The 6,951-nt window shown below is 53.1% G+C and carries 6 protein-coding genes and 2 pseudogenes; 2 read left to right on the forward strand and 6 right to left on the reverse strand.

Annotated elements, in window-relative coordinates:
- The 6 genes and pseudogenes from CR159_RS21120 to CR159_RS21145 all read right to left on the reverse strand — a co-directional run.
- Positions 1-192, reverse strand: a pseudogene (locus CR159_RS21120) (HTH domain-containing protein); the annotation flags it as partial.
- A gap of 138 nt (positions 193-330) precedes the next feature.
- Positions 331-615 (reverse strand): annotated as a pseudogene (locus CR159_RS21125) (SPFH domain-containing protein); the annotation flags it as partial.
- A 62-nt stretch (positions 616-677) separates the two neighbouring features.
- On the reverse strand, positions 678-1,118 hold the full coding sequence (locus CR159_RS21130) for an NfeD family protein (protein ID WP_102075910.1): 441 nt from the start codon (positions 1,116-1,118) through the stop codon (positions 678-680).
- Between the two features lie 86 nt (positions 1,119-1,204).
- Positions 1,205-3,283, reverse strand: a complete 2,079-nt coding sequence (locus CR159_RS21135) for an ABC transporter permease (protein WP_102075911.1) — start codon at positions 3,281-3,283, stop codon at positions 1,205-1,207.
- Entirely contained in the window at positions 3,280-4,308 is a 1,029-nt protein-coding gene (locus CR159_RS21140; protein ID WP_102075912.1) for a quaternary amine ABC transporter ATP-binding protein, read from the reverse strand. Before CR159_RS21140 ends, CR159_RS21135 begins: the two co-directional genes overlap by 4 nt.
- 204 nt (positions 4,309-4,512) lie before the next feature.
- Complete coding sequence (locus CR159_RS21145) at positions 4,513-5,475, reverse strand: ABC transporter substrate-binding protein (protein ID WP_102075913.1); 963 nt, start codon at positions 5,473-5,475, stop codon at positions 4,513-4,515.
- 677 nt (positions 5,476-6,152) lie between these two features.
- Between CR159_RS21145 and CR159_RS21150 the strand changes: the two genes are divergently transcribed.
- Positions 6,153-6,512, forward strand: a complete 360-nt coding sequence (locus CR159_RS21150; protein WP_143705501.1) for a c-type cytochrome — start codon at positions 6,153-6,155, stop codon at positions 6,510-6,512.
- A 2-nt stretch (positions 6,513-6,514) separates the two neighbouring features.
- Positions 6,515-6,877 carry an NAD(P)-binding protein gene (locus tag CR159_RS21155; protein WP_102075915.1) on the forward strand — a complete coding sequence of 121 codons (363 nt, stop codon included), beginning with the start codon at positions 6,515-6,517 and terminating at the stop codon, positions 6,875-6,877.
- Positions 6,878-6,951: the final 74 nt, after the last annotated feature.

Below are 6,951 nucleotides of genomic sequence, written 5' to 3' on the forward strand. Positions count from 1 at the left end.
GTGGATCAGAAAATCCCGATGCGCGTCCAGGTGCTTGTGGCGCGACCCGTCATCCTTGTAGGCGCTGATTTGCTTCTCTTCCAACTGCAAATACTTACGCACCGTATTGCGCGAGATGCTCAGTTCCCGACTAATGGCACGGATCGACAGCCCCTTGCCCCGGTCATACAGCCCTTTGATCTTGTGTATCACTACCCACTCCTTCACTGACGCGCTCCCGTTGTCTTTTATATGGCAGGAACGCTACACGTTTCATGGCTTTGCAGCCACCGTCAGGTGGGTCAAAACTATTGGCCATTAGTGGGTCATTTTAATTGGCCATTAACAGCGGGGATCTGTGACCTGGTAATAAAGCACACCGTCCACCTTCAACTGGGTGTTGTCTCTGGTGATACAAACCTGGCTCGCAATATCCAGCACCATTTCTTTAAGCGAGTGGCGATAAGCTACTTTTTCCAGGAAGGGAACAGTAAACCCCAATCCAGGAGACAATGTGCGATCGAACTTGCCCAAACGTTCTACCACCGCCGCATGCTGTTGGGGCACAATCTGAATTGTGGACTTGATAAAGACAAACACGACCAAAGCCGCGATTATCCAAAAAGATAGCGTCATTACATAAGCGTCCATAGGGGATCCAATAAAAAAGAAGATGAAGGCATTTGGGCTCCAAATGCCTAATGTTGAGTATCCGACGCGGAATACTGGCCTGGGCGCAAAATTAGCGTCAGACCTTGCACCGCCTGAATATAGTGTCTGCCGGGGTGCACGGGTTGATCGACGTCTATGCGTGCGCTCCAGTTGGAGCCTCGATAAAACACACTACCTTGTCCATTTTCGTCCCAAGCGTCCACAATCACACTTTGACCTATGTCTTGCACCACATTGGGATTGGACTGAGTCGGCACGTGACCTTTGGACTGGCGGTAACGATGCAGCACCACCAGCCCTATCAGCGATACAGCCAAACCGCTGATAATTTGCCACACCAGGGATAAATCCGCGTACGCCGCCGTGCCAGATGCCACCAAGCCCAAAGCCACCAACAGCAAATAAAAGGTGCCCGTCGCCATCTCCAATAACAGAAACAGCGCAGCTACGCCAAACCAAAACCACATGCCAGATTCCTTATAAATTGTTTCTATTTTTGCGCGTTAAGGAGTTTGTAAGGAAACTAATCGCTAATACAAGTGTTAAGGAATCTTCAGGCCGATCCCAACTCGATTCTTTTACGTTTGACCCATGCACCGATCAAGCGATCCGCGGTAATCCCCAGGAATGCGATGCATAAACCCGCGACCAATGCCTTGCCGATTTCATTCCCTGAACGTGCAGCATTAATTTCCGCACCCAAATCCTGAGTTCCAATCAACGCGGTGATCGCGACCATGAACAAGGCCATGAAAATCACCTGGTTCACGCCCAACATGATTTCGGGCAACGCTATAGGTAGTTCCACTTTCATTAAACGTTGCAACCGCGTCGCGCCTTGTTGGGTCGCAGCCTCCATGATCGGCGTTGGTACACCACGCAGCCCCAATATGGTGTAGCGAATCATCGGCACCACGGCAAACAGCAACACCGCGATGATGGCTGACAAGTCACTCACCTTGAATAACATTACGACTGGAATAAGGTAGATGAACGATGGAAAGGTTTGTAAGAAATCGCAAATTCCCGCCGCAAAACGAGACCAGCGTGCGGTACGCGATGCACCCAATCCAACGATAAAGCCTACACTTACACAAACCACGGCCGCTGTACCGATCATATACAACGTAGTCATCGCTTCCAGCCAAAGACCGGTAGCCGCGGGAAATAAAATGAGTAGACCTGCAACCAGCGCGACCGACCAGCCACCCAGCCGATAACCCAGTAAAGTGACTAAGGCGACAAAGGTGATCCACGGAATCGCCCGGAAAAAGTTACGCGTCGGAATCAACATCTCGAGTAGCGTGAAATTGCGGAATGCTTGGACCGACTCATACAAATTTACGTTGATCCAGTCGATTCCAGCATTCCAATATGGCGCGGTGGTGATGCTGTGTTCATCAGTCAGCAGTGCCAGATCCGGCAGCACGCGAGCGAGCAAAATGCTCACAACCAAGAACACCAGCGCAAGCACTACGTACGGATGGCGCCGCCACCAGCCAAGGTCAGGGTCGACATACACGGGTTGTTTTAACGCATAGGCACGGCTAAAGCGGTCCAGCACCACAGCGATCACGACAATGGCAATGCCCTGCTCCAAGGCCTCGCCCAGACGCAATGACTGCAGTGACGTCAACAACTCACTGCCCAGGCCCGATGCCCCGATTAATGCGGCCAACACAATCATGGCCAGTGTTTGCATGATTCCTTGGTTCAAGCCAACCAATAATACCGAACGCGCGGCCGGCAATTGCACACGCCATAATAATTGCCAGCGCGTGCAGCCCATCATTTGACCCGCCTCGAGCACACCGTGCCGTACGCTTTCTAACCCAAGTGAAATGCAACGCGCGACGGGCGGCACCGCAAATAACGCGGTAGCGATCATTGCGGGCACGTTACCCACGCCATACAGCACCACAATTGGCACCAGGTATGCAAATGGCGGCATACTCTGCAGGATATCAAACAGGGGCGTCACTGCATTTTTGAAATGCCGGTTTTTACTCATCAATACCCCAGCTACCAAGCCGATCAAAAAAACCATAGGTACCGTGACAAGCACGAGAGAAAAAGTCTGCATCGACGCCTGCCAAACGCCAAACAGTGCTAAATACGTAAATGCGGCTGCGCCGAGCAGCGCGCTGCGCCAGCCGCCTAGCCAGTGTCCTAACAGCGCGGCAAGGCCGACCACCGTGATCCACGGCAACGCTGGGAAACGCTTCGAGAAACCGTCAAAAAATAGCGACTCGGACAGCCCCAGTGGACGCGCCAGCAGCCCGGAGACGCCGCGGGTCAGATCACGTGGCGTAAACTCAAACGAAGTGCCGTCAAAGAAACGAACCCCATACACCAGCCACTCAAAAAATGAATCGATCCAGTCTTTAAGCGGCAAAATCCAATTAGATGGATATTGCTCAACCCAGGCTAGCCGGCTCACTGCGAACTGGCCCAGCACAATAATGGCAAGCGCGGCGACCCAATACAGGGGGCGGTTCTGAACTATTTTGGAACCCCTATCCCTCGGTTGCGCCGCAACGCCGTCGGTGTCGGTGATGAGCCCGACAGGCTGGTGGGAATCAAGACTCGCTCTGTTTAAATCATCGCTGGATAACGCTGCAGTATGTGTCATTGGAATAGCGCCCGTGCCAAATGCTCGCGATTAACCTGACCGACCAGTACGCCTGCGGCGTTAACCACAGGCAAGGGCCGGTCAGCTTCGATGACGCGTCGCGCTATATTCTCTAGAACATCAGTATTCCTGATGGCGTTCTTTTCCCCACCGAGATTGAAATCACGAGGATCCGCAGGCACCATGATCTTCTGCGTCGAAATCAATTTAGCGCGTGGCGCGTACTGCACAAACTTTTTCACGTAGTCATCGGCAGGCGTCATCAACAGCTCTTCCGCAGTACCGATTTGCGCCAGGCGGCCATCCTTCATGATTGCGATGCGATTGCCCAGGCGCACGGCTTCGTCAAAGTCATGTGTCACGAAAACGATGGTCTTGTTCAGTTTGGATTGCAGGCTCACAAACTCGTCTTGCATTTCGCGTCGGATCAGTGGATCAAGCGCGGAGAACGGTTCATCCAGAAACCAGACATCGCATTCACCGATAAGACTGCGCGCGATACCGACACGCTGCTGCTGGCCGCCAGACAACTCGCGGGGAAAATTGTGCTCGCGCCCATCAAGGCCAACGGTAGCGACCAATTCGCTGGCTTTGGCTAAGCGGGCAGCTTTCGGTACGTTCTGGATTTCGAGCGGAAAAGCAATGTTATCTAATACGGTACGGTGTGGCAGCAGGCCGAAGTGTTGAAACACCATGCCCATCTTGCGCCGACGAATATCGGTCAAGCTACGGCGAGAAGCTTGTAATAGATCAATGCCGTCGAATAGCACTTGGCCAGCGCTGGGCTCAACCAGTCGCGTGAGGCAACGCACAAGCGTGGATTTACCAGAACCGCTCAAGCCCATGATGACCAGAATCTCGCCCGCGTAGACGTCAAAACTGACATCGCGTACGGCGGCAATCAAGCCAGCGGATGCCAGATCGGCGTCGCTTGGGTTGTGCTGATGTTTATCGAGAAAACCGTGGCTGCCTTTGCCAAACAGTTGCCAAAGGTTTTTACATGAAATTTTTACCGAATCGCTCATAGTTGGACCTGTCAAATAAGTGCGCAAAAGCGCAATCACTTTCCGACAGGATCAGCGGCATTATTAAATCGGGAGCTGATTCAGGATAAAAACTATGCAGTGTCGGAAAAGTGGATATGTTGAGCTGGGATGACGCGCATGATGGCGCGAAGACCAACAGGAATAGCACGTGACCACATTAATATGGTCACGTGCCACCAGGTGCTAAGTAGCGCAATCAGGCATCCAGGCGGTTACCTGTTTCTGATTCTTATCGATCCACGCAGCGGCAGCGGCGTCATGTGTCATGCCATCAACGTCGGCTAGCGCAGCGGCTTGGTCGATCATTGGCCCTGTAAAGTCGATATTCTTGATCAACTGATAAGCGCAAGTCCATTTCTTTTCAAAGCCTGACCATGCCGCCTTCTTCAGGTAACCACCCTTGGGTGAGCCGCAATCGTAGGTCTTCTCCGGGTTGACGCCCCATCTCGGGTCCTCGGTGCAGGCTTTCTCGTGCTCTGGAAACTCAACGAATTTCCCTGGAAATGCGGCGCCCACCCAGTTGGGGGCCCAGTTAAACAACACAATAGGTTCTTTGCGCGCGGCGGCTGACTTCAACTCGCCAAACAACGCCGCGGCAGAACCCGCATTAACCACCGTAAAATTCAGATCCAGCGCCTCGATCTTTTCTTTGTCGTGTTTAATCCAATCAACGGGGCCGGCCAAATAGCGTCCTTTAGGGGCTGTCTCAGGTGCTGCAAATTTAGCGGCGCATGCATTGAGCGCCTTCCAATCTGGTAAACCAGGACAGATTTCTTCCATGTAGTCCGGATACCACCAGTCTTCACGCGTAGTCGCGGTATGGCTGCCGAGATCGACCATACGACCGGCTTGGACTTCCTTCATGAAGCTGTCGTTCATCGTGCCTTCCCAGACTTCCATCTGCAGATCCAGATCGCCCAGGCCCATTGCCGCAAACTGTCCCTGGCTGTCTGATGGCACGATTTTGGTCTCATAGCCAATTTTTTCAAGCAGCTGTTGCGCGACGCGAGCGAGCACCTTTTGACTCGACCAATTGTTGTCCACGATCTTGATCGGGTCGCTTGATTCTGGCGTGGCATAGACGGGCGCACCGATCGCAACGGCGGCTAGCAGCATGCTAATGCCAAGTTGGTTACGTATTTTCAATGGGAACTTCCTCCATTTTTGAAAGAGTGACGGGTCAACTCGTTTCAAGGTTTTGATAAATGATCCAGCCATGCGAACGGCAAGGACGACTCATTTATCAGAAGCACGGTTACTGTTGCTGTGCTGCGAGAGCAAGAATGGAAACCAAGCACACAAGCACTGCTCAGTAAGCGCGCACAATAGAGCATCGCTGGCAAGCCTGTCGCCAGCGCAGTAAAACCAGACGGTTCAGAATGCCGGATTTATTTCAGACACGTCGAATGGAGCTACTCTTTCCAGCGCTACCCATGGCGTAACTGCCTTATCGCCTTACGCGAATTAATCAGTTATGCGTTACATCCGGGTACGTAGATAATTTTGAAAACAACAATTTTGCCGCGTACGCTGCATTTGGCTGGTTATTTAAACCATATTATTGATACGAAGCCATACATTCTACTGGAAATAGGGCTTTCCTGTTTTTCCGCCCTCTTTGCTCCGATACAGCCAGGCTTGACCGTCCACTGTCTACAGACCAGTTGCGGCAGGACGTCCGCGTCGAAATTGAGCGTCTCGCGCGAAGCTGGCAACTTTGCCACTCATTACTTTCAATAATAAGCAAGAATGAGAACGGTCGTTTGAACTATGACGCGCCCTCAGTACCATACGACTTATTACAAATTGAAAGCGAAAAGTCCATGCGTTCTTATTTTCAAACACTGCGGGCAACGGCCATCGCAGCCGCTCTTGTGGCTGGATTCGCCGTCTTGCCCGCAGCGTCGGCGCAATCAACCTTCGACATCACCGTACTGGCAGGCGCCTGTGCCAACTGCCACGGAACCGATGGCCGTTCGCCTGGCGGCATACCCTCCATCGCAGGGCGACCCGAAAGCGTTCTTGCCGACCAGCTCAGGGCGTTCAAGTCCGACAACCCGCCCGCCAACACAACGATCATGAACCGCCTGGTAAAAGGCTTCAGCGACGACGAGCTTGCTGCGCTTGCACGCCATTTCTCGCAGATCAAACCACAACCCCTATCCGGTAAACAAGGCCTGTAAAGATGAAGAGTCCTATAAATCAATCTCGTCGACAGTGGCTTGGCCGTGCGGGTAAGACGACCGCTGCCGGCATCACACTGTTATCCGTGCCGGCCTTTGCCAAGCCCGCGGCAGGTAAGGTCGTGGTCATTGGCGGCGGGTTTGGCGGCGCGACAGCGGCCCGCTACATTAAACGCCGCAATCCGGCTATCGATGTCACGCTGATCGAGCCATCCAAGACCTTCTACACCTGCCCTTTCACCAATTTGTACTTTGCCGGGCTACGCACATTTGAGCAGCAGGGCCACGGCTTCGACGACCTGCGCACGCTAGCCCGGACTTTTCACCATGAGGCTTGCGGGAGTGATTTTTGCGCCTTGATCTGACCGAGTGCTGCGCCGGTCTGCTTGGGGGCGGCGTTGGAGGAGATTTTCAGCGCTGCGGACGCAATTTCCCCTAC

Origin of the sequence: Pollutimonas subterranea (assembly GCF_002849655.1) — a bacterium.
Classification (GTDB): Bacteria; Pseudomonadota; Gammaproteobacteria; order Burkholderiales; family Burkholderiaceae_B; genus Pollutimonas; species Pollutimonas subterranea.

Bases quoted from the DNA above. Each gene is read 5' to 3' on its own strand.
- CR159_RS21135 (WP_102075911.1), bottom strand. From the start codon at position 3,283: ATGACACATACTGCAGCGTTATCCAGCGATGATTTAAACAGAGCGAGT.
- CR159_RS21150 (WP_143705501.1), top strand. From the start codon at position 6,153: ATGCGTTCTTATTTTCAAACACTGCGGGCAACGGCCATCGCAGCCGCT.
- CR159_RS21130 (WP_102075910.1), bottom strand. From the start codon at position 1,118: ATGTGGTTTTGGTTTGGCGTAGCTGCGCTGTTTCTGTTATTGGAGATG.
- CR159_RS21140 (WP_102075912.1), bottom strand. From the start codon at position 4,308: ATGAGCGATTCGGTAAAAATTTCATGTAAAAACCTTTGGCAACTGTTT.
- CR159_RS21155 (WP_102075915.1), top strand. From the start codon at position 6,515: ATGAAGAGTCCTATAAATCAATCTCGTCGACAGTGGCTTGGCCGTGCG.